Genomic DNA, 21335 nt, shown 5'->3' on the forward strand with positions numbered 1-21335 from the left:
GCGAAACGCAAGCGGATGAGACCGGCGCCGCAGCCGCCGGTTCAACCGCCAGCGCGTACTTTACCGGTTCCGTGCCGCGCCGCAGTCTCTTCAGCGCGCAGGGGGCGGGCCTCCCACGCCTTCGACGAACCAGTCCATGTGGGCGATATCGTTCTCGGCCAGCACGCCGGACTGCTGGCGCACCTTGCCCTGGCTGTCCACCAGGCGACCGCCGAAAGGATGCAGCGCGCCGGCCGCGATGCGCTGCCGGGCCTGTTCCACCGAGGCGCGCACGGCCTGCGGCACCTTGGGCGAAAGGGCCTCCAGCCCGATCATGCCGTCCTCGAGGCCGCCCATCACCGCCTGCGGCTTCCAGTTTCCGTCCAGCACCGCGTGCGCGGTGCGCACATAGTGGTCGCCCCAGCGGTGCACCACCGCGCCGAGCTGGCGCGTCGGCGCGTACCTGCTCATGTCCGAGGTGTAGCCGAGCATCCATGCGCCGCCCGCCTCGGCGGCCTGCGCCACCGCCGACGAGCCCGAATGATTGGTCAGCACGTCGGCGCCCTGGCGCATCGCGGCCTGGGCCGCATCGCGCTCGCGCGGCGGGTCGAACCAGGTCTGGGTCCAGATCACCCGTACCTGCACCTGCGGATTGACGCTGCGCGCCGCCAGGGTGAAAGCATTGATGCCCTGGATCACTTCGGGAATCGGCAGCGCCGCGACATAGCCCAGCACATTGCTGCGCGTCATCGCGCCGGCCACCAGTCCGGCCAGGTAGCGCCCCTCGTAGAAGCGGATGTTGTAGGACCCCAGGTTGCGCGCCAGCCGGTAGCCCGAGGCCTGGTCGAACGCCACATCGGGGAACTCGCGCGCCACCCGCGTCACCGCGTCCATGTAGCCGAACGAGGTGGTGAAAACCAGCTTGCAGCCCTGCCTGGCCAGGTCGCGGATGACCCGCTCGGCATCGGCGGTCTCGGGCACGTTCTCGACCACGCGGGTCTGCACGCGCGAACCCAGCGCCTGCACCATCTGCAGCCGGCCGTCCTCGTGCTGGCGCGTCCAGCCCGCGTCGGTGATGGGCGTCACATAGACGAAACCGATCTGCAGCGGCGCGGCGGCCGCCCAGGTCCGCCCCGGCAGCGCCAGGCCGGCGCCGGCGGCGGCCAGCCAGCCCAGCATGCGGCGGCGCCCGCCGGCCGGACCGAGGCCCGGTTCGTCGGACGGGGAAACGGAATGGGCAAATGCGGAATGAAAGGACGAAGGACGAATGAAGTCACGGCGCCAGCCAGGCACCGAAACGAGGTTTTTCACGCAGGTTCTCCTCGAACACGGCTTCCGGAATAAAGACCGGCCGGGCGGGAAGCACGCCGCGGCAGGCGGTAAACCAGCCGTCATTTTAGCAAGGAGCCATGCCCTGCCCGGCCCTCATTGGGAAGAGCTATTGTTTTTATTAATTCAATTCAATATACCGATAGCATTCAACGCTATATCTTGATGGCTCCGACAACCGCAACGACAAGAGAGCCACCCATGACCACGAAGCTCACGACAGCCTCCGGCGCGCCCGTCGCCGACAACCAGAACTCGCGCACTGTCGGCCGGCGCGGCCCCGTCCTGCTCGAGGACTTCCATCTGATCGAGAAACTCCAGCACTTCAACCGCGAGCGCGTCCCCGAGCGCGTCGTCCACGCCAAGGGATCGGGCGCCTACGGCGTGCTCGAAGTCACCCACGACATCACCCGCTACACCAGCGCGGATCTGTTCTCGCAAGTGGGCCGGAAGACCGAACTGTTCATCCGCTTCTCCACGGTAGGCGGAGAAAAAGGCTCGGCCGATACGGAACGCGATCCGCGCGGCTTCGCCATCAAGTTCTATACCAATGAAGGCAACTGGGACCTGGTCGGCAACAACACGCCGGTATTCTTCGTGCGCGACGGCATCAAGTTCCCCGACTTCATCCACACGCAGAAGCGCGATCCGGCCACCAACCTCAAGAGCCCGACCGCGATGTGGGACTTCTGGTCGCTCTCGCCCGAATCGCTGCACCAGGTCACCACGCTGTTCTCCGACCGCGGCACGCCCGACGGCTATCGCCACATGCACGGCTTCGGCAGCCACACCTTCAGCATGATCAATGCCGAGGGCGAGCGCGTCTGGGTCAAGTACCACGCGCTGACCCTTCAGGGCATCAAGAACCTGCATCCGCGCGAGGCCACCCGGCTGGCCGGCGAGGATCCGGACTACGCGCAGCGCGACCTGTACCGGGCCATCGAGCGCGGCGACTTCCCGCGCTGGCGCTTCTGCATCCAGGTCATGACCGAAGCGCAGGCGCGCCAGGTCCGCTTCGATCCCTTCGACCTGACCAAGGTCTGGCCGCACGCGGACTTTCCGCTGATCGACGTCGGCACCATCACGCTCAACCGCAACCCGGAGAACTATTTCGCCGAAGTCGAGCAGGCGGCGTTCTCGCCAGCGGCCGTCGTGCGGGGCCTGGGCTTCAGTCCGGACAAGATGCTGCAGGCGCGGCTGTTCGCCTACCACGACGCGCACCTGTACCGCGTCGGCACCAACCACCAGTTGCTGCCGGTCAACCGGCCGCATGCGCCGGTACGCACCTACCAGCGCGACGGCGCGATGCGTCTGGACGGAAACTTCGGCGGCGCGCCGAACTACGAGCCCAACAGCTATGACGATGCGCCCCGGCAGGACCCCGCCTACCGCGAAGCGCCGCTGGCGGTCGAGGGCGACGCCGACCGCTACGACCATCGTCAAGGCAATGACGACTATACCCAGGCAGGAGACCTGTTCCGCCTGATGACTGCCGAGCAGCAGGCGCTGCTGATCGACAACATCGTCGGCGCGATGCGATCGGTGCCGCGCGCCATCCAGGAGCGGCAGATCGCGCATTTCGCCAAGGCCGATCCGCGCTACGGCGCGGCGGTGGCCGAAGGACTCGGGATAGAGGCCGCGCAAGGCTGAGGTCGGGCGGGCAGGAGCGAATCCTGTCCCGCCAAGGCTGGAAAATACGGAAACGCTGCATTCGTCCGGCCGCTCCAGGCACAATTGCGCCATCGCCTCGAACGGACCGTCCCATCGTGAACGACGTATTGCTCCGCACCGCACGCCCAGCGTCCCTGCCCCGCTTGCCGGCGCGGAGGCAATAATGCCTTCGCGCCGCCTGTTTGCCCGGGCCGTCGGCATCGCATTGGTCCTCGCAGTCGCCGTGCCGGGGCTCGGTGCGGCGGGAGCCTGGTTCTACCTGCGGGCCAGCCTGCCGCAGATCGACGGCCGGCAACAGGCCACGGGCATGCGCGCGCCGGCCGACATCGCGCGCGACGCGCAAGGCACCGTCACCATCCGCGCCGCGAGCCGCGAAGACGCCGCGTACGCCACCGGCTACGCCCACGCCCAGGACCGTTATTTCCAGATGGACCTGACCCGCCGCGCCGCCGCCGGCGAACTCTCCGCGCTGGTCGGCGAGGCGGCGCTGCCGCTCGACCGGAAGGTCCGGCTGCATCGTTTCCGCGCACGGGCCGCGGCGGCCTATCCGACCCTGCCGCCGGAACACCGGGCGCTGCTGGAACGCTATGCGGCGGGCGTCAACGCCGGCCTGGCCGCGCTCGATGCGCGGCCCTTCGAGTACGCCGTGCTGCGCGCCGCGCCCGAACCCTGGCTGCCGGTCGACACGCTGCTGGTCATCGACGCCATGTATCTGGACCTGCAAGGCGGCGAACTGCAGCGCGCCCTGTCGCTCGAAGGCCTGCGCCGCTTGCTGCCGGCGGAACTGGTCGAACAGCTCGCGCCGGCCGGCAGCCCGTGGGACGCGCCGCTGGACCGCGCGCCCGCTGCCTCGCAGCCGCCCGCTTCCGCCGCGGCGCCCATGCCCCGGCCCGACTGGCTGGATGCGCGCCGACCTGCCCGCCAATACGGACCGACGCCGGCCGAACTGATGGTCGAAGCTTCGTCCGCGCTCGGCAGCAACGCCTGGGCGGTAGCGGCCACCCAAGGCGCGGACGGCCGCGCCCGCGTCGCCAACGACATGCACCTGGGGCTGCGCCTGCCGGGCACGTGGTACCGGCTGACCCTGCAATTTCCGGCCGACGGCGGCACGCGGCGCGTCAGCGGGGTCAACCTGCCCGGCGTCCCCGTCGTCGTCGCCGGCAGCAACGGCGACGTCGCCTGGGGCTTCACCAACAGCTATGGGCATTTCATCGAACTCGTCCGGCTCGACCTCGATCCCGCCGATCCCCGCCGTTACCGCGATGCCGACGGCGCCTGGCGAACGGCCGCCGAAACCGTGGAACGCATCGAGATCAAGGGCGAACCGGCGGTCGACCTGCCCGTGCGCGAAACGCACTGGGGGCCGATGCTGCAGGTGGGGGACCAGACCTACGCGCTACGCTGGATCGCCTACCTGCCCAGCGCCGTGAACGTGGTGCTGGCCGACATGGAAACCGCGCGCGGCCTCGGGCAGGCGCTGGATATCGCACGGCGGACGGGCATGCCCACGCAGAACCTGGTCGCGGCCGACCGCAGCGGCCGGATCGGCTGGACGCTGGCCGGCCCGCTGCCGGCCACGCCGCTCGAGCCGACGGGTTTTCCCGTCGAAGCGACGCAAGCCCGGGCGCCCATGGCGCGGCTTGCGCCGGATGCGTACCCCTCGGTCATCGACCCCGCCTACGGCCGCCTGTGGACCGCCAACAGCACCCAGCTCGCCGACTCTGCCGCCCAGCGCAGAATCGGCGACGGCGGCGCAGACGTCGGCGCGCGCGCCACGCGGATCCGCGATGCCCTGTTTGCCGCCGACCGCTTCGACGAACGCTCGCTGCTGGCGATCCAGTTGGACGACGAGGCCCGCTGGATCGGCTTCCTGCGCGACCAGGCGCTGGCGGCGCTCGATGACGCGGCGGTCGCCGGCGATCCCCGGCGCGCGGCCTTCCGCCGCCTGGTGCAATCCTGGGACGGCAAGGCCTCGGCCGGCAGCGCCGGCTACGCGCTGCTGCGCGGCTATTACGATGCGCTCTACGACGCCTGGTTCGGCCCGCTCGACGAACGCCTGGGCGCCATCGAGCAGGGGCTGTCGGCCCGCCGCGCCTCGTCCCGGCTGCTGCCGGTCATGGAACGCCTGGTACGCGAGCGGGCCTGGATCCCCGCCTATGCCGCCGACTGGCGCGCCTTCATGCTGGACCGCATCGATACGACCATCGAAGCGGCAACGGCCGGCGGCACGCCGCTCGAAGCAGTCCGCTGGGGCAATCGCAACCGCCTGTCCATGGCCCATCCGCTCGCCCGCGCGCTGCCCGCCTTCGTGCTCCCCTGGCTGTCGGCGCCGGCCGAACCCATGCCGGGCGACATCCACATGCCGCGCATCCAGGGCCGTTCGTTCGGCGCCTCGGAGCGCTTCGTGGTGGCGCCGGGCGACGAGGAATCAGGCATCCTGGAATTGCCGGGCGGCGCGTCGGGCCACCCCCTGTCGCCCTTCTTCCTGGCCGGCCACGACAACTGGGTAAAAGGCGCGCCCAGTCCGTTCCTGCCGGGACCGGATGCGCACGTGCTGACCCTGGACCCCGCGGGGGGGTGAACGGCGCCGTTCAGCGCTCGGGCAGGAAGGGCCGCCCGAGCGAACGGGGCATGTTCCGGCGCAGCCAGGCGGGATCGGCCCCGCGCAGCGCCAGCACGGCGATGGTGCAGACGTAGGGCAGCATCGCCAGGAATTGCGAAGGCAGCTGGACGCCCATGCTCTGCAGCTGGAACTGGAGTATGGTCAATCCGCCGAACAGGTAGGCGCCCAGCAGTATGCGCAGCGGATGCCACATGCCGAACGCGATCAAGGCCAGCGCCATCCAGCCGCGGCCGGCCACCATGCCTTCGCTCCAGAGCTGGGTGTAGACCACGGAAAGATAGGCCCCAGCCAGCCCGCAGCAGACGCCGCCAGCCAGGATGGCGAGCAGCCGGACGCGCCCGACTGCGTGTCCCAGCGCATGGGCGGACTCGGGCGATTCGCCCACCGCCCTGAGCAGCATGCCGGCCCGCGTGCGGTACAGGAACCACCCCGACAGCCCGGCCAGGGCCATGGTGGCGAACACCAGCGGATGCAGCGAAAACAAGGTCGGCCCCAGCCACGGGATCTCCCGCAGCAGCGGCCAGCCCGCCTGCACGCGCTCCAGCGAACGGCCGGCGTAGGTCCCGCCGGCGAAGGCAGAGAGCCCCGAGCCGAACAGCATCACCGCCAGGCCGCTGCCGTACTGGTTGGCATTGAACACGATCACCAGCAAGGCGAAACCCGCCGCCGGCGCCGCCCCGGCCGCCGCCCCTGCAGCCAGGCCCCACCAGGGGCTGCCGGTCTGGAAAGCGACGGCGAAGCCCGTCGCCGCGGCCAGCAGCATCATGCCCTCGGCGCCCAGGTTGATCACGCCCGCCCGTTCGTTCAGGGCCAGCCCCAGCGCGGCCAGCGCCAACGGCGTGCCGGCATTCAGGGTGGCGGCCGCCAGGGTCAGCAGGCCATAGGCGGTCATCATGCTCGGACTCCCGGATATCGCCGCCAGCGCACGCGGTGGCGCACCAGCGTATCGCCCAGCAGCAGCAAGGCGAGCGCCAGGCCCTGAAACACGCCGACGATGGATGCGGGCAGTCCCAGGCGCGACTGTGCCAGTTCCCCGCCTATATAGAGCGCGGCCATGACCACGCTCGCCAGCAGCGTGCCGACGGGATGCAGGCGCCCCAGGAACACGGCGATCACCGCAGCGAAGCCGTAGCCCGGCGAGACCGAGGTGGTCAGCCGCTGCATCGGCCCCGCAACCTCGCCCACGCCGGCCAGTCCCGCCAGCGCGCCGCAAGCCAGCATCGAGGTCCACAACGCCCGCCGCGGCGCATACCCGGCATAGCGGGCGGCGGCGGGCGCGGCGCCGACCACGCGCAGGCGAAAGCCGGGCTGCGAGCGGGCCAGAAAAAGCCATGCCAGCGCCACCGCAGCCACGGCCAGGACCGCGCCGGCATGGGCGCGCGTACCCGCCCACAGCACAGGCAGGAGCGCCGGCTCGTCGAACGGGCGCGACTGGGGGAAGTTGAATCCGTAGGGATCGCGCCAGGGCCCGAACACCAGGTAGCCCAGGAGCAAGTGGGCCACGTAGGCCAGCATCAGGCTGACCAGCATTTCGTTGGCGCCGTAGCGGTCCTTGAGCCACGCGGTCAGCGCCGCCCAAGCCATGCCGCCGAGCATGCCCGCCGCCATGACCGCGATCACGTAGCCCGGCCAGCTGTCCGGGCCGGCCAGCAGCGCGATCCCGCCACCGGCGATCGCCCCGGCGATGAGCTGGCCTTCGGCCCCGATGTTCCACATATTGGCGCGAAAGCACAGCGCGAGCCCTACGGCGCACAGGGCCAGCGGCGTGGCCTTGACCGCCAGCTCGCCGAGCGCATAGGCATCCGCGAACGGCTCCACCACGAACAGGCGCAGACCTTGCCAGGCATCGATGCCGAGCGCGGTAAACAGCAGGCCGCCGCCGGCCAGCGTCAGGAGCATCGCGGCCAGCGGCGAGAGCCACAGCGCCAGGCGCGAAGGCTGTCCACGCGGTTCAAGCCGCAGCATGGCCCCAGCCTCCTTCCATCCAGCGCCCCAGCGCCTCGGCGCTCACCTCCGCGCGCGTAACCACGGGCGAGATGCGCCCGGCCGCCATCACCGCCAGCCGGTCGCAGACGGCCAGCAGTTCGTCCATGTCCTCGGAAATGAGCAGCACCGCCGCGCCGGTATCGCGCAGGTCGATCAAGGCCTGGTGGATGCGGGCCGCGGCGCCGACGTCCACGCCCCAGGTCGGCTGGGCCACGACCAGCACCGTCGGCGCTCCCTCCAGTTCGCGTCCCACCATGAACCGCTGCAGATTGCCGCCGGAAAGACTGCGCGCCGGCGCGCGCGGCGAGGCCGCCCGCACACCGTAGCGCGACACGATTCCCGCGGCGGCGGCCGTCAGCCGGCGGCGATGCAGCCACCCGCCGGACGGCGGCGCAGTCAGCAGCACGTTCTCGTCCAGCCCCATGTCCGGCACGCAGCCGCGTCCCAATCGTTCCTCGGGAATGGCGCGCAGCCCCAACTCGCGCCGCGCCGCCGGCCCCAGGCGTCCGATGGGCCGCCCGTGCAGCCGTACCGCGTCGTCCAGCGCGGCGGTGCGTTCGCCCGACAGCACCGCGAACAGCGCCGACTGGCCGTTGCCCGACACGCCGGCCACGCCCAGTATTTCGCCGGCACGCAGCGCGAGCGACACCTCGCGCAGGCCGATGCGCTCGCCTTCCCCGGCCGGGACGGACAGGGCTTCCACGCTCAGCGCGATCTCGCCCGCGGACGCGGCGCCGCCGGGAGCCACACGGTCCACAGCTTCGCCCAGCATCAAGGCCGCCAGCTCGTCCTGCCCCGTGGCGCGCGGATCGAGCACCGCCACCGTTCGTCCGGCGCGCAGCACGGTGCAGCGATCGCACAGCTCGCGGATCTCGGCCAGCTTGTGGCTGATGTAGACCACGCTGCGGCCCTCCTGCGCCAATTGCCGCAAGGTCCGAAACAAGGCCTGCCTGGCCGCGGACGACAGCACCGAGGTCGGCTCGTCCAGGATCAGCAGCCTGGGCCGCGCGGCCAGCGCGCGCAGCAGCTCCACCCGCTGACGTTCGCCCACCGACAGGTCGCCTACGTAGGCATCGGGATCCAGGTCCAGCCGATAACGCTCGATCAGCGGGGCGAGCCACGGCCGCGCCGCCTCGCGCGCCATCGCCGCCGGCAGCCCGAGCGCCACGTTCTGCGCCACCGTCAGCGTCTCGAACAGCGCGAAATGCTGGAACACCATGCCCATGCCCAGCGCGCGGGCATCATCGGGCGACGCCAGCCGCACCGGCCGGCCGTCCCAGCGCACCTCCCCGGCGTCCGGCGCCAGCGCGCCATAGGCGATCTTCATCAGCGTGGACTTGCCTGCGCCGTTTTCGCCCAGCACCGCGTGGATCTCGCCCGGCGCCACGCACAGCGAAGCCTCGTCGTTGGCGAGGACGCCGGGATAACGCTTGGTGATCCCGCGCAATTCGAGCCGGGGGACGGTCATGGCATCAGGAAGAGAGCGGACTGGGCGGCCATTGTAGACGCGCTGCCAGCCGTGGACGATACGGGTAGATCGGTGCAGACAAGCCCGCCGCGCCCGACTACCATGCATGCACGGCCCCCTGCGGATGCACGCGGCCCGCGACACCCCCAGCGGACACCACGACAATGGCAGCGACGGACACGGATTCCCGCAACACCACTTCCCAGGCCACCCAGCACGGCCTCGTCGAGCGTTGAGCGCGCCGGCCGGCTCCGGACAGGCGCGTTATTCGTCCTGGAGCATCGCTTGGCTGATCGCCGCGCTGATTCTGCTGAGCCTGACGGCCTCGCTGCTCGCCTTCCATGCGCCCGACGACAGCCAGGCCATCCGCGATCCGCTATGCGAAGCGCGCCATGCCGACGGCACGCCGGCCCGGCCGGCGCACCGGCTCACGCTGCCCTATGCGGCGCCCGCCGCCGATAGCCAGGCGGGCTACGTCACGGCCTGCCGCATCGACATCCCGCTCTCCGCCGATGCGCTACACGGCACGGCGCTGTTCATCCCCTCGTTCATCGATTCGGTCGCCATCGCGGTCAACGGCAGGCGCGTCGCGCTCGCCGAGCTCTACCTGATGCGCAACCTGCGTTTCGCCACGCTGCCCGCCTTCGTGCCGCTGCCGGCCGGCGTGCTGCGCGAAGGCGTCAACACGGTCGAGATCCAGCTCTGGGCCCGGCCCGGCCGGCGCGCTTCGCTGGACCGGATCTTCATCGGCAATGAAGCGGCGCTGCGCCCCTACTTCCATGCGCGCTGGTTCGCCTCGGCCGTCCTGCCCACGCTGGTGGTGGGCGCCGGCCTGGCCCTGGCGCTCGTCTTCGCCGTGCTCTGGACCGCGCGCCCGCGCGAGCGCGAGTTCGGCTGGCTGTCCGCCGCGCTGCTGCTGGGCGCCCTGCGCGGCTCGGTGCTGATACCCGATTTCGGCCTGAACCTGTCCGACCGGCCGCTGTGGAATATTTTCGTCGCCTGGGAAACCACCGCCATCCTGATGTTCTGCCGCGCCGTGGCGCGCGCCCCCCGGCGCCGCGGCGAGTGGCTCTGGGCGGTGCCGCCGCTGGCGTTGACGCTGGTATTCGCGTTCGGGGCGACGGAGGCCGTCGCCGACGGCGTGATCAGGACGACCATGGCGCTCATCTTCGTCCAGCTGCTCGCCGCGCTGTGGATCCTGGGCCGCGCCGCCGTGCGCGGCAACCAGGAAGCGCTCATCGTGCTGCTGGGCCTGGCGATGCTGTTCGCCTTCGTGGTGCGCGACTTCGTCATGGTCCTGTTTCCCGGCCCGAACCTGATCTTCCTGGCGCGCGCCGTCTACGGCGGCTTCCTGGCCGCCGTGACCCTGCTCATGATCCTGCGCTTCGTACGGGCGATGCGCGAGCTCGACAACACCTCCGACGTGCTGCGCGAACGCATTGCCGCCACCCAGGCCGAACTGCACAAGACCTACGGGGAACTGCGCGCCCGGCGCGAGGCCGAGGCGATCGAACGGGAGCGCAACCGGCTCATGTGCGACCTCCACGACGGCCTGGGCGGAGACCTGGTCTCCATGCTGGCGCTGGCCGAATCGCCCCAGCCCCGCCCCGAAGAGATCGCGCGCCACGCGCGCTCGGCACTGACCGACATGCGGCTCATCATCAGTTCGCTGGAAGACTACGGCGGCAACCTCCTGCTCACCCTGGGCACCTGGCGCGAGCGCGCGGATCCGCAGCTGCGGGCGGCGGGCCTGCGCCTGGTCTGGGCCGTGCGCGACGTCCCGGTCCTGTCCGGGCTCGGCCCCGCCCAGATCCTGGACATCCTCCGTATCCTCCAGGAGGCGGTCACCAACATCATCCGGCACGCCGATGCCCGCACGGTAACCATCGAAACCTTCGACACCGAACAAGGCACCGTCCTGGCGATCAGCGACGACGGCACGGGCCGGGCGGCCACCCCCGGCACCTCGGGCGGCCACGGCATCGGCAACATGCGCCTGCGCGCGCGCAGGCTGGGCGCCCACCTCGACATCACCCGCAGCGCCCAAGGCACCCGCGTCACGCTGCGCCTGCCGCGCCAATTCGCATAACGCGCCGAATCGGGACCGCCCGGCCGGCACGCGCATACGAACACCGCGCAGCGACCGGATCTCGATACCTCATCGCTATCCCGGCGCAGGACCGCAGCCCTTCCGGATACGCGGCACGTCGCGCAGCCCGTTCAGGATCATCCATTGATGCCGTCCGGTTTCGCTGCCCTGCTCCGCGGCCAGCCGGGCCCAGTGCGTCGCCTCGCACGGATCGGCCTTCACGCCGGCGCCGTAGAGCGCGGGGCCGGCCAGCAGGACCGAGGCCAGCATTTCCTGCGCTTCCAGCTCGCCGCGGGTCGCGGCCTGCCGCAACAGCGTCAGCATGGCGCCATAGTTGCGTTCGGAGCGGGCCTCCAGCGCCATTTGGTAGAACTGCTCGGACGTGGCGATTTCCGACAGCGGCGGCGCGGCCGAGGCGGCAGGCGCCAGGACAGCCGCGGCAAACAGCCACGGGACCAGGCGCAAACAGGCCGCGCCCGGGGAACAATCGATGCGATGGAACATGCGCGAGCGCTTCACGGTCGTCTCCTTTCCTGAAGTGTCTATTGGGCTCGCCGCCGCGTTTTGGCACAATGCGGTTCTTTCCTTCGTACCTTCGGTTGATCCGAAGGCACCCCCGGCAAGGGAGAACCTCCATGCGCCTCGATCTCGCGGATCTCCGCCTGTTTCTCTGCATCGTCGATGCCGGCAGCATCACACAAGGCGCGGCTCGCGCGAACCTGGCACTGGCATCGGCCAGCGAACGCCTGCGCAACATCGAGGCCGATGCCGGCGTGCGGCTGCTGGAGCGCCTGCATCGCGGCGTGGCGGCCACCGAAGCCGGCGAGGCGCTGGCCCACCACGCCCGGCTGATCCTGCGCCAACGGGAACTGATGCAGGGCGAATTGCTGGACTTCGCGTCCGGCGCCCGCGGCACCGTCCGCATCCACGCCAATACCGCGGCGCTGACGGCCTTCCTGCCCCGCAAGCTCGCTCCGTGGATGGCCGCCCGCCCACACCTGAACGTGGACATCCGGGAGCGCACCAGCAACGAGATCGTCAAGGCCGTCTCTGCCGGGTTGGTCGAGGCCGGCATCACGTCCGACCAGGTCGACCCCGCGGGGCTGCAACTCCACCCCGTCGCCACGGACCACCTCGTGCTGATCACGGCTACCGGCCATCCTCTGGGACAAAGACGCGTGGTCCCATTCTCGGAGGTCGTACGCGAACCTTTCGTGGGGCTGGCTCCGGGCAGCGCATTGCAGGACCATATCGACGAGCATGCGCGGCGCACCGGCCACGCGCTCGCCCTGCGCATCAGGATGAACACCTTCGGGGGCTTGTGCGAAATGGTGTCGCACGGCGTGGGCGTAGCCATCGTCCCCGACAGCATCGCCGTGAGCCATCGCCGCCGCCATCCCTACCAGCGCATCGCCCTGGCGGACGGCTGGGCGCACCGCCGCCTGTGCCTGTGCGTGCGCGACTGGGCCGGCCTTTCACCCCCCGTCCGGGATCTGCTGACGCACCTGGCCGGCGACAAGGGCGTGGCACCGCCCCTATAGCGGCATAAAAAAACGGCGCCCCAACCAGGACGCCGTTTCACAACCGCCTTCAGACCCAGGGTACTGACGGACCCGCTCCGCAGGTCCGCCAATGCCGCCCCTGGGGCGCGCGCAAGCGCGCGGGGGGTTCTATTACTCTACCGCAATCGCCTTCATCGACAGACGCAGGCGGCCCTTGTCGTCGGCCTCGATGACCTTGACACGGACCTGCTGGCCCACCTTCAGCACATCGTTGATGTTGGCGATGCGATGATTGGCGATTTCCGAGATGTGCAGCAGGCCGTCGCGGCCCGGCAGCACCTGGACGATGGCGCCGAAATCCAGCAGGCGCAGCACGGCGCCTTCGTAGATCTGGCCCACTTCCACGTCGGCGGTCAGGTCGGCGATGCGGCGCTGCGCCTCCTTGGCGCGGTCCAGGTCGGCGCTGGAGATCACGATGGTGCCGTCGTCCGAGATGTCGATCTGGGTGCCGGTTTCTTCGGTCAGCGCACGGATGGTGGCGCCGCCCTTGCCGATCACGTCGCGGATCTTCTCGGGGTTGATCTTCATCGACAGCATGCGCGGCGCGAAGGCCGACAGCTCGCCGCGCGAACCTTCGAGCGCCTCGCGCATCTTTTCCAGGATGTGCAGGCGGCCTTCGCGGGCCTGGGCCAGCGCCACCTGCATGATTTCCTTGGTGATGCCTTGGATCTTGATGTCCATCTGCAGCGCGGTCACACCATTGACGGTGCCGGCCACCTTGAAGTCCATGTCGCCCAGGTGGTCTTCGTCGCCCAGGATGTCGGTCAGCACGGCGAACTTGCCGCCGTCCTTGATCAGACCCATGGCCACGCCGGCCACGTGATCCTTGACCGGCACGCCGGCGTCCATCATGGCCAGCGAGCCGCCGCACACGGACGCCATCGACGACGAACCGTTCGATTCGGTGATTTCCGACACCACGCGAATGGTGTACTGGAAGTCCTGCGGCGCGGGCAGCAGCGACACCAGGGCACGCTTGGCCAGGCGGCCGTGGCCGACTTCGCGGCGCTTGGGCGTGCCGATGCGGCCGGTTTCGCCGGTGGCGAACGGCGGCATGTTGTAGTGGAGCATGAAGCGATCACGGTACTCGCCCATCAGCGCGTCGATGATCTGCTCGTCCTGCTTGGTGCCCAGCGTGGCGACCACCAGAGCCTGGGTTTCGCCGCGGGTGAACAGCGCGCTGCCGTGCGCGCGGGGCAGCACGCCCAGGCGGATGCTGATGGGGCGCACCGTGCGGGTGTCGCGGCCGTCGATGCGGGGCTCGCCGTTCAGGATCTGGCCGCGGACGATCTGGGACTCGAAGTCGAACAGGATGTCGTCCACTTCGACGCTGTCGATCGCGGAGCCCGAAGCCTCGGCCGCCAGCCTGGCCTGTACGTCGGCATAGACTTCACGCAGCTTGGCGGTGCGGTCCTGCTTGGAGCGGACCTGATAGGCGGCCTTCAGGCCTTCCTCGGCCACGGCGCGCACCGAGGCGATCAGGGCCTCGTTCTTGGCCGCAGGCTTCCAGTCCCACTCCGGCTTGCCGGCTTCGCGCACCAGGTCGTTGATGACGCCGATGACGGTCTGCAGATGCTCGTGGCCGTAGACCACGCCGCCCAGCATGATTTCCTCGGACAACTGCTGGGCCTCGGATTCGACCATCAGCACGGCGGCGTCGGTGCCGGCCACTACCAGGTCAAGCTTGGAGCTCTTGAGCTGCGAAGCGGTGGGGTTCAGCACGTACTGGCCGTCGACCCAGCCCACGCGCGCGGCGCCGATCGGACCGTTGAACGGGATGCCGGAGATCGCCAGCGCGGCCGAGGCGCCGATCATGGCGGCGATATCCGGATCGATCTCGGGATTGACCGAGACGGTATGGATCACGACGTGGACGTCGTTATAGAAGCCTTCGGGGAACAGCGGACGCAGCGGCCGGTCGATCAGGCGCGAGGTCAGCGTTTCCTTTTCGGAAGGCTTGCCTTCGCGCTTGAAGAAACCGCCCGGGATGCGGCCCGCGGCGTAGGTCTTCTCGATGTAATCGACGGTCAGCGGGAAGAAGTCCTGGCCGGGCTTGGCTTTCTTGGCGCCGACCACGGTAGCCAGCACGACGGTGTCTTCGATGGACACGAGGACCGCGCCCGAAGCCTGGCGGGCGATCTCGCCCGTTTCGAGGGTGACGGTATGCTGGCCGTACTGGAAGGTTTTTGTGACTTTATTGAACATGACAGGCATCCTTTTCGGTTGCCCCTCTGAAACGAAAATGCCTGTGACAGGCGGTTCCTGACACAGGCACTCTCTTTTTTCAGGAGGGTAGTGCTAGCGTGCCGGCCGCGTCCCGCCCGAAGGCGAAACGGCGGAACCGGCAACCACCGGAAACGCCGAGCGGCGCTGCGAGGGCAGCGCCCGCCGGGTTTCCCATCCCCTGGAAAATCACTTACGCAGACCGAGCTTCTCGATCAGGGCGCGGTACGCGTCGGCGTTGCGGCCCTTGAGATAGTCGAGCAGCTTGCGGCGACGGCTGACCATGCGCAGCAGTCCGCGGCGGGAATGGTGGTCTTTCGTGTGCTCTTTGAAGTGGCTGGTCAATTCGTTGATCCGGGCGGTGAGCAGAGCCACCTGCACTTCGGGCGAACCGGTGTCGCCTTGGGCGCGCTGGAACTCGGAAACGATATTGGCCTTGTTGATGTCGGCTACGGACATGCTTTCCTCTCGGACTGGCGGCAAGGCCGAGGCGCCTTGCCGTGAAGTTGAAAAAATTGGATATATGCGCAATCTGCCCCATGCCTACATAGAGCAGCCAGTGATTATAGCTCAATCCGGCAGTTTCGCCATCTTGCAGGTGGTAGGCAGGGCCAGGTCGGCCGCCGGCACCTTCAGCGTGGTCTCGAAGCCGTAGCCGCTGCCTTCCACGTCGCGCCGCACCGCGCCCTGCCCAGCCTTCTGCATGGTGAACACGTACAGGGGCTTGATGGCCTGGTGGTCGTCGGGCCGCATCCACAAGTCCGCGCCTTCGGCGGTCCAGCGCATGCCGGAGAGCCGGCGCGCGACCGCCGCCGCGTCGACCGCGCCTGCCTGCTCCAGCGCAGCCGCCAGCATGTCGGTCATGTGCAGCATGCGGGCGTTCAGGTAGTCATCGGAGGGGCGCGGGAACATTTTTCGGTAGTCGTCGTAGGCGCGGTCCATGTCCGGCTCGCCGGCGTTGTAGTGCCATTCGGCCACCGCGCGGACCTTGCCCACCCCGGCATCCGCCAGCGCCGCCGGGGCGCCCAGGGCATTGCCGTAGAAGGTGTAGAAACTGCCTTTGACGCCGGCCTCGCGGGCCGCCTTGACCAGCAGGGTCAGGTCGTTGCCCCAGTTGCCGGTAATGACCGTATCGGCGCCGCTGGCCACGATCTTGGCCGCATAGGGGGCGAAATCCTTGACTTTGCCGATCGGGTGGAACTCGTCGGCCACGATCTGCACGTCGGGCCGCTTGGCGCGCAGCATGGCGCGCGCGCTCTGCGCCACCTGGTGGCCGAAGCTGTAGTCCTGGTTGATCAGGTAGGCCTTGCGCACGGCGGCGTCGCGCTTGAGCACCTCGGTCAGCGCGGCCAGGCGCATGTCGGAGCTGGCATCGAAGCGGAAATGCCACGGGCTGCATTTCTCGTTGGTCAGCGCCGGATCGACCGCGGAATAGTTCAGGAACACGATGCGCTGGCCGGGATTGCGCTGGTTGTGGCGGTTCACGCCATCGATCAGCCCGGCCGCCACGGCCGAGCTGTTGCCCTGCATCACGATGCGGATGGACTGGTCGGCGACGCTGCGCAGCAGCAGCAAGGCCTCGTCCACCTGGTTCTTGCTGTCCAGCGGCACTAGTTCCAGCCGGTGGCGGCCGTCGGCCAGCTTCACCCCGCCGCGCGCGTTGACGCGCGCCACCGCGAAGCGCAAATTGCGCATGATGGCCTCGCCGGTGTTGGCGAACGGCCCCGACATCGCCTCGATCACGGCGATCCGCACCGGCGGCGGCTCCTGCGCCGCGGCGGGCACCGCCGCCATGGCCGCCACGATCCAGCCAAGCCCTACAATCCACATATACGAACCACGCCCGCGCGACACCTTCACATTTGTCTCCGGCAACGATCAAGATAACCAGGGAGAATTGTAATGAGCCTGTGCACCGTTTTGCGCCGCAGCGCCTGCATGCTGGGACTGGCGGCGCTGCTGGCCGGCTGCGCCACCCCAGCCGGCATCCAGCCCGGCGAATCCGCCTCCGCAGCGATCGCGCGGATCGGCGCGCCCACGTTGCAGCGGCCGCTGCCCGACGGCGGCGAGCGCCTGCTGTGGTCCACCCAGCCCATGGGACAGTTCGTGTGGATTTCCGACGTGGGCCCCGACGGCAAGGTGGTCGAGACCTTCCAGGCCCTCACCAGCGAACGCTTCGCCATGCTGGACTCGGGCACCTGGAATACCGACCGCCTGCTGTTCGAGTTCGGCCCGCCGGCGGAGATCAGCCGCGTCGGCCTGCATGGCGAGAACATCGTCTGGGACTACCGTTTCCGCGAGGACGGCGTCTGGAACTCCATGATGTACGTCTATGTCAATGAGCAGGGTGTTGTCACGCGCCATCATCCGGGTCCGGATCCGTTGACCGAGCTGCGCTTCCAGATGGGCAGATGAAGCGCCGCGAGCCATAATCCTCCCGTCGCGGCGCATGCGCCGTTTTCCGCCCAGCGCCAACGCATGTTCCCGAGAGTCGCCGCCCGCATCGCCAGCCTGTCCGCGCTCTGCCTCGTCCTGTCGGTGCTGGCCGGCGGCCCCGCGCGGGCCCAGCCGGCCCTTCCGCAACTGGCGCCCTGCCCCAGGGAAATCCCGGCCGATACCAATTGCTATGCCGGGCGCGACACGGCCGGCGCCTACTACTGGATCGCCATTCCCGCCAATTGGAACCGGGTGCTGGTCGTGCACGCCCACGGCGGGCCAGACCTGGGCCCGCCCACGCCGCGCCGCAGCCACGCCGATCTCGCGCGCTGGTCGGTCCTGGTCAAGGCGGGCTATGCCTGGGCCGGCTCGTCGTACCGCCGCGGCGGCTACGGCGTCACCATGGCGGCCGAAGACGTCGAGCGCCTGCGCCGCCTGTTCCTGCGGGAATTCGGCCAGCCCCGCCGGACCTTGCTGCACGGCCAGAGCTACGGCGCCAGCGTCGCCGCCAAGGCGGCCGAGCTATTCGGCGGCGTGGAAGGCAAGACGGCCCCCTACGACGGCGTGGTGCTGACCAGCGGCCTGCTGGGCGGCGCGCCGGCCGCCTACGCTTTCCGGCTGGATCTGAGGGTGGTCTACCAATACGTCTGCCGCAACCATCCCCGTCCCGACGAACCCCAGTACCCGCTCTGGATGGGCCTGCTGCCGGACTCGCCGCTCACCCATGCCGAGCTGGCCGCGCGCATCCGCAGCTGCACGGGCATAGGCTTGCCGCCCGCCCAGCGCAGCGCCGAGCAGTCCGCGCGCCTGCGGACGATTCTTTCCGTCGTCAAGATTCCCGAGCGCACCTTCGTGTCCCACATGAACTGGGCCACCTGGATGTTCCGCGACATCACCCAGGAACGCCTGCAAGGCCGCAACCCGTTCGACAACCACGCGGCGGTCTACGCCGATTCGTCCGACGACGCCGCGCTCAACGCCGGCGTGGCGCGCTACCGCGCCGATCCACTGGCCCTGGGGCAATTGCTGGCCGACAGCCGGCCGACCGGGCGCATCCCCGTGCCCGTGCTGACCCTGCATGCCATCCACGACCCCACGGCCCCGGTCGAACTGGAATCGCTCTACCGGGCCATCGTGCACCATGCCGGCCACGGCGACCGGCTGGTCCAGGTCTATACCGACGAAGCCGAGCACAGCTACCTGAGCGCGCCCGAATACCCCGCCCTGTTCGCCGCCCTGCTGGACTGGGCGGACAAGGGCGAGAAACCCACTCCCGCTCTGGTGGCGGCCCTGTGCAAGCGGTACGAGAAGGAGTATGGCGACGGCGGCAGGGAGGCCTGCCATGTGGCGCCAGGCTACAAGCCGCCGCCGCTGGGCACGCGCGTGCCCGCCCGGTAGATGGAATCGGCCCGCGCGATAGCGCTAGGGCTCGATCACGCACAACCGCAGATTGGTCTTGCCTTCGCGCAGCTTCTTGGCGGCCTGGTATTCCGGCGAGGCGTACCACTTGCGGGCGGTCTCGCCGTCGGGGAATTCGATCAGCAGCACGTTGTGCGCCGGACCGCCCTCGAACACGAAGGGCTCGGCGCCGCGCGCCAGGTAGCGGCCGCCGTACCTGGCCACCGCCTCGGCCACCATGCGTCCGTAGGCGCCGAGCTCGTCGGGCTTGAGTATCTTTACTTCTCCGATTACATAGGCGGGCATGGATCCTCCAGGAATGCGCCGCGCCGACCCGGCCTCGCGGCGGGGCGGCGGCAATGCCGGGCCGGCTGCGCGCCGGGCTAGGCGGTTTCTTTCTGCGGCATGATGCGCGCCACGTTGCGCGACTTGAGCTCGCCGTAGACGAACGGCCGGCGCGGGAACGAGGTGGGCAGGTCCTCGGGCGCGATATTGGCCGGATCCGGATTCTGGATCAGCGGCTGGATCAGCGCGTCGTAGCTCGGGTACATGAAGAACGGGATGGAATAGCGTTCGTTGCCGGAGCGGTTGATCACGCGGTGCACCGCCGACGTGAACACGCCGTCGGTCCAGACCTTCAACACTTCGCCGACGTTGACCACCAGCGTGCCGGCCATGGGCGGCACCGCCACCCATTCGCCTTCGCGATTGCGCACCTCCAGGCCTCCGTTCACATCCTGGGCAAGAATGGTGAACGCATTGGTGTCCGTGTGATTGCGCGCACCGAGGTGCTCGCCGGACTCGTCGGGACGCTGCGGCGGATAGTGCAGCAGGCGCAGCGAGTTCATGTCCTTGGCGAAGCTGGCCTTCAGCGTATCGGCCGCCAGCCCCAGGCTTTGTTCGAACATGCCGAGCAGCCAATAGCCCAGCTCGTTGACCTTCTCGTAGTAGGCCATCATGCGCGGTTCGAGGTCCGGCATCGCAGGCGGCCAGGGAATCAGTCCATGCAGCGGCTTGCCGGCCAGCAGCCCGGGATCGTCCGCGGCCAGCGGGCGCCGGATCTGGAAGGCTTCCTGCAGGTTCTCGCTGATGTTCTTGTCGTTGCCCTTGCTCATGCCGTACAGGTAGCCCTGAGCGTGGTTGTTGAGCTTGACCGAGACGGCCATCTTGTCTTCCAGCGGCAGGCTGTGGAAATCGACGGCGGTCTGGAAGATGGCGCGGATGTCTTCGTCGGACAGGCCATGGTTCTTGATGTAGAAAAACCCCACGGTCCCGGCGGCGTCGGCGATGGCCTGGGCCACCTCCTGCCGGCCGGCGGCATCGCGCCAGGCCGGCGCCAGATCGACCACGGGCACCTCCGAAAAAGAGAGTTTTCTGGCAGTAGGCAACATATGCAGTCCTCGTTGAAATCGAAACCGCCCGGATCAGGCTTCGGGCTTGATGTTTTCCTTGCGCGCGAGCTCGTTCCAGCGGGCGAACTCGCTGCGGTTCCAGGCCGCGAACTCGGCATGGTTGCGTACCGAGACCTCGAAGCCGGCGGTCTGCAGGCGCTGGATGTTCTCGGGCATCCTGCCGCCCTTGACGATGGCGTCGCTGAGCTTGTCCAGATTGGCCTGCGGCGTGCCTACCGGCGCATAGGCGCCGAGCCAGCCGGTGGCGACGAAATCGGTCATGCCCAGCTCCTGCATCGTGGGCACGTCCGGCAGGGCCGCCGAGCGCTTGGCGCCGGTGACGGCGATCGCGCGCAGCGAACCGGAGCGGATCAGCGCCGCCACGGACGGCAGGTTGGCGAACGAGACCTGGATGTCGCCGTTCTTCAGGCCGGTGATGATCTCGCCGCTGGAGCGATACGGGATGTGGACGAAATGCGTACCGGCGCGCTGGTTGAACAGCACCGACGTGAAATGCGCCAGCGTGCCGACGCCGTTGGAGCCGTAGTTGAGCTTGCCCACCCGGGTCTTGCCGTAGGCGACCAGCTCCGGCAGCGTGCGCGCCTCGACGTCGCGCCCCACCACCAGCACGTTCATCAGCTCACAGAGCTGGGCGACGGGCACGAAGTTCTGCTGCGGATCGATGGGCAGGTTGGGATTCAGGATGGTCGGCAGGATCAGGCCGCCCAGTCCGCCGGAAAGCAGCAGATGGCCGTCGTGGGGCTGCTGCAGGATGTACTGCTGCGCCACCGTGCCGGTGCCTCCGCCCTTGTTCTCGACGATGACGGGCTTGGCGGGAAACTCCTTGGCCAGAATGTCCGCCAGCACCCGCCCCAGCAGATCCGTAATGCCGCCGGGCGGATAGGGAACGACGACCTTCATCAGGCGATTCGGAAAGTCTTCCTGTGCCCAGGCTTTTCCCATGGCGCCCATACCGGCGGCCAGACTCAGACACAGTACATCTCGGCGATTCATCGACTTGCTCCTTTGCTACGAGTGCTTCCGGCCATCGCTGCAGCCCGTGCGCCACGCCCGACGGCCACGGGCCCCGCTGCGCGCGGGCGCTGTCGTAACATAGGGCGGCAACCGGGACGCGGCATGAGCCGGTCTTTTCCGGCTGCGCAGACCAGCCGGGGGGAAC

17 protein-coding genes are annotated in these 21335 nt (G+C 69.1%); 6 read left to right on the forward strand and 11 right to left on the reverse strand.

All coding sequences use genetic code 11. The annotated features are described in order from the left end of the window. Window positions 1–90 precede the first annotated feature (90 nt). Window positions 91–1290: a BMP family ABC transporter substrate-binding protein gene (locus PIGHUM_RS09245; RefSeq protein ID WP_246013058.1), complete on the reverse strand. Its 1200-nt coding sequence runs from the start codon at window positions 1288–1290 to the stop codon at window positions 91–93. Window positions 1291–1509: 219 nt separating this feature from the next. Between PIGHUM_RS09245 and PIGHUM_RS09250 the strand changes: the two genes are divergently transcribed. Then, a complete protein-coding gene (locus tag PIGHUM_RS09250; protein ID WP_124079296.1) occupies window positions 1510–2958 on the forward strand; it encodes a catalase in 1449 nt (482 codons plus the stop codon). A 184-nt stretch (window positions 2959–3142) separates the two neighbouring features. After that, on the forward strand, window positions 3143–5560 hold the full coding sequence (locus PIGHUM_RS09255; RefSeq protein ID WP_124079297.1) for a penicillin acylase family protein: 2418 nt from the start codon (window positions 3143–3145) through the stop codon (window positions 5558–5560). 10 nt (window positions 5561–5570) lie between these two features. Here PIGHUM_RS09255 and PIGHUM_RS09260 read toward each other — a convergent pair whose 3' ends face one another. From PIGHUM_RS09260 to PIGHUM_RS09270, 3 genes are read right to left on the reverse strand one after another with little or no spacing between them, the layout of a single operon-like run. Next, a complete protein-coding gene (locus tag PIGHUM_RS09260; protein ID WP_124079473.1) occupies window positions 5571–6494 on the reverse strand; it encodes an ABC transporter permease in 924 nt (307 codons plus the stop codon). Next, on the reverse strand, window positions 6494–7567 hold the full coding sequence (locus PIGHUM_RS09265; RefSeq protein ID WP_124079298.1) for an ABC transporter permease: 1074 nt from the start codon (window positions 7565–7567) through the stop codon (window positions 6494–6496). The genes PIGHUM_RS09260 and PIGHUM_RS09265 overlap by 1 nt, the downstream gene beginning before the upstream one ends. Continuing rightward, window positions 7554–9056, reverse strand: coding sequence for an ABC transporter ATP-binding protein (locus PIGHUM_RS09270; RefSeq protein ID WP_124079299.1), 1503 nt, complete (start codon window positions 9054–9056; stop codon window positions 7554–7556). Before PIGHUM_RS09270 ends, PIGHUM_RS09265 begins: the two co-directional genes overlap by 14 nt. A gap of 232 nt (window positions 9057–9288) precedes the next feature. On the opposite strand from PIGHUM_RS09270, the gene PIGHUM_RS09275 reads away from it, so the two are divergent. Then, window positions 9289–11145 carry a sensor histidine kinase gene (locus PIGHUM_RS09275; protein ID WP_160142221.1) on the forward strand — a complete coding sequence of 619 codons (1857 nt, stop codon included), beginning with the start codon at window positions 9289–9291 and terminating at the stop codon, window positions 11143–11145. Window positions 11146–11220: 75 nt separating this feature from the next. On the opposite strand, the gene PIGHUM_RS09280 is transcribed toward PIGHUM_RS09275, so the two are convergent. After that, on the reverse strand, window positions 11221–11664 hold the full coding sequence (locus PIGHUM_RS09280; protein WP_246013060.1) for an SEL1-like repeat protein: 444 nt from the start codon (window positions 11662–11664) through the stop codon (window positions 11221–11223). Between the two features lie 116 nt (window positions 11665–11780). Between PIGHUM_RS09280 and PIGHUM_RS09285 the strand changes: the two genes are divergently transcribed. After that, window positions 11781–12686, forward strand: coding sequence for a LysR family transcriptional regulator (locus tag PIGHUM_RS09285; RefSeq protein ID WP_124079301.1), 906 nt, complete (start codon window positions 11781–11783; stop codon window positions 12684–12686). Between the two features lie 132 nt (window positions 12687–12818). On the opposite strand, the gene pnp is transcribed toward PIGHUM_RS09285, so the two are convergent. From pnp to PIGHUM_RS09300, 3 genes are all read right to left on the reverse strand, one after another. Continuing rightward, the gene (gene pnp / locus PIGHUM_RS09290; protein ID WP_124079302.1) at window positions 12819–14912 is read right to left on the reverse strand and encodes a polyribonucleotide nucleotidyltransferase; all 2094 of its coding nucleotides are present in this window, start codon (window positions 14910–14912) and stop codon (window positions 12819–12821) included. Window positions 14913–15119: 207 nt separating this feature from the next. After that, a complete protein-coding gene (gene rpsO / locus PIGHUM_RS09295) occupies window positions 15120–15389 on the reverse strand; it encodes a 30S ribosomal protein S15 (RefSeq protein WP_087841341.1) in 270 nt (89 codons plus the stop codon). Between the two features lie 111 nt (window positions 15390–15500). After that, the gene (locus PIGHUM_RS09300) at window positions 15501–16760 is read right to left on the reverse strand and encodes a branched-chain amino acid ABC transporter substrate-binding protein (protein WP_124079475.1); all 1260 of its coding nucleotides are present in this window, start codon (window positions 16758–16760) and stop codon (window positions 15501–15503) included. A 72-nt stretch (window positions 16761–16832) separates the two neighbouring features. Here PIGHUM_RS09300 and PIGHUM_RS09305 point away from each other — a divergent pair, with 72 nt between their 5' ends. Both PIGHUM_RS09305 and PIGHUM_RS09310 read left to right on the forward strand, forming a co-directional pair. Next, a complete protein-coding gene (locus tag PIGHUM_RS09305) occupies window positions 16833–17345 on the forward strand; it encodes a hypothetical protein (protein ID WP_124079303.1) in 513 nt (170 codons plus the stop codon). Between the two features lie 63 nt (window positions 17346–17408). After that, window positions 17409–18764, forward strand: a complete 1356-nt coding sequence (locus PIGHUM_RS09310; RefSeq protein WP_124079304.1) for an alpha/beta hydrolase — start codon at window positions 17409–17411, stop codon at window positions 18762–18764. A 24-nt stretch (window positions 18765–18788) separates the two neighbouring features. Here PIGHUM_RS09310 and PIGHUM_RS09315 read toward each other — a convergent pair whose 3' ends face one another. The 3 genes from PIGHUM_RS09315 to PIGHUM_RS09325 all read right to left on the reverse strand — a co-directional run bounded on the left by PIGHUM_RS09315 (window position 18789) and on the right by PIGHUM_RS09325 (window position 21169). Then, window positions 18789–19070 carry a DUF1330 domain-containing protein gene (locus tag PIGHUM_RS09315; protein ID WP_124079305.1) on the reverse strand — a complete coding sequence of 94 codons (282 nt, stop codon included), beginning with the start codon at window positions 19068–19070 and terminating at the stop codon, window positions 18789–18791. A 77-nt stretch (window positions 19071–19147) separates the two neighbouring features. Beyond that, window positions 19148–20155, reverse strand: a complete 1008-nt coding sequence (locus PIGHUM_RS09320; RefSeq protein ID WP_124079306.1) for an isopenicillin N synthase family dioxygenase — start codon at window positions 20153–20155, stop codon at window positions 19148–19150. 33 nt (window positions 20156–20188) lie between these two features. Then, window positions 20189–21169, reverse strand: a complete 981-nt coding sequence (locus tag PIGHUM_RS09325; RefSeq protein ID WP_124079307.1) for a Bug family tripartite tricarboxylate transporter substrate binding protein — start codon at window positions 21167–21169, stop codon at window positions 20189–20191. Window positions 21170–21335: the final 166 nt, after the last annotated feature.

Source organism: Pigmentiphaga humi, from assembly GCF_900606115.1.
Classification (GTDB): domain Bacteria; phylum Pseudomonadota; class Gammaproteobacteria; order Burkholderiales; family Burkholderiaceae_B; genus Pigmentiphaga; species Pigmentiphaga humi.